A 1,278-nucleotide genomic window follows, 5' to 3' on the forward strand; every position below is an offset into this window, starting at 1 on the left:
TATTTATTCAACTCAAAAATATTCTTATAGTTAAAAGCACAAAAAAAATAACAAACTATGGCAACCCAACTAACAGAAATAGAAACCCAACTAACAGAACTACGGCAAACAGCAACAGAAGCGATCACCACAACAGAAAACCTAGAAAAACTAGAAGAACTAAGAATTAACTACCTCGGCAAAAAAGGCCAAGTATCCAAAATCCTGGGAGGCATGGGCAAACTCAGCCCAGAAGAACGACCAAAAGTAGGAGCGATCGCCAACCAAGTCAAACAAGCCATCCAGAGCAACCTAGAGCAAAAGCGGACAAACCTCAAAACAGCAGAAATAGCAGCCAAACTCCAAGCCGAAACCCTAGATGTATCAATGCCAGGAGTATATCGTCCCCAAGGAAAAATCCATCCCCTCAACAACCTCATAGACCGTGCCCTAGACATATTCATTGGCTTAGGCTACACAGTAGCCACAGGTCCAGAAATGGAAACCGACTACTACAACTTTGAAGCCTTAAACACACCACCAGACCACCCTGCCAGAGATATGCAAGATACCTTCTACCTACCAGACGGTAACTTAATGCGGACCCATACCTCCTCAGTCCAGATCCGTTATATGAAAAACCACGAACCCCCTATCCGAGTCATAGCTCCCGGTCGTGTTTATCGACGCGACACAGTAGATGCCACCCACGCAGCAGTATTCCATCAACTCGAACTATTAGCAGTAGACGAAGGACTAAGATTTTCAGACCTCAAAGGAACCATCAAAGAATTCCTCAGACAAATGTTTGGAGACCTACCCATTCGTTTCCGTGCCAGCTACTTCCCATTCACCGAACCCTCAGCAGAAGTAGATTTGCAGTGGAATGGCAAATGGTTAGAAGTATTGGGATGTGGGATGGTAGACCCCAACGTATTAGAAGCAGTAGGTTATGACCCGGAAAAATATACAGGTTTTGCCGCCGGTTTCGGCGTAGAAAGATTTGCCATGGTTTTGCATCAAATAGATGACATTCGGCGAGTTTATGCCAGCGACTTACGTTTTTTGCAGCAGTTTTAAATAGCGATCGGCATTGCCCCCTAAATCCCCCAAAATTGGGGGACTTTTAGTCAGTCCAGTAGTGGACTGTTTCATCTTAAATGGTGCATTAGGAAAAAAGGGTCAAACCTTGCCATCACGAGAATTATAGGCAAAAATCTAATGCACAGTTTTAGCTGAAACAGTCCAGTAGGGTGTGTTAGCGACAGCGTAACGCACCATTGAATATATGTCTGTGTC

At 44.4% G+C, this 1,278-nt stretch carries 1 protein-coding gene; it reads left to right on the forward strand.

Annotated features, from left to right (window positions below):
• Positions 1 to 57: 57 nt before the first annotated feature.
• Entirely contained in the window at positions 58 to 1,059 is a 1,002-nt protein-coding gene (gene pheS, locus AC3DU7_RS17760) for a phenylalanine--tRNA ligase subunit alpha (protein WP_488040645.1), read from the forward strand.
• The last annotated feature ends 219 nt before the right edge of the window (positions 1,060 to 1,278 follow it).

Source organism: Okeania sp., from assembly GCF_983059655.1.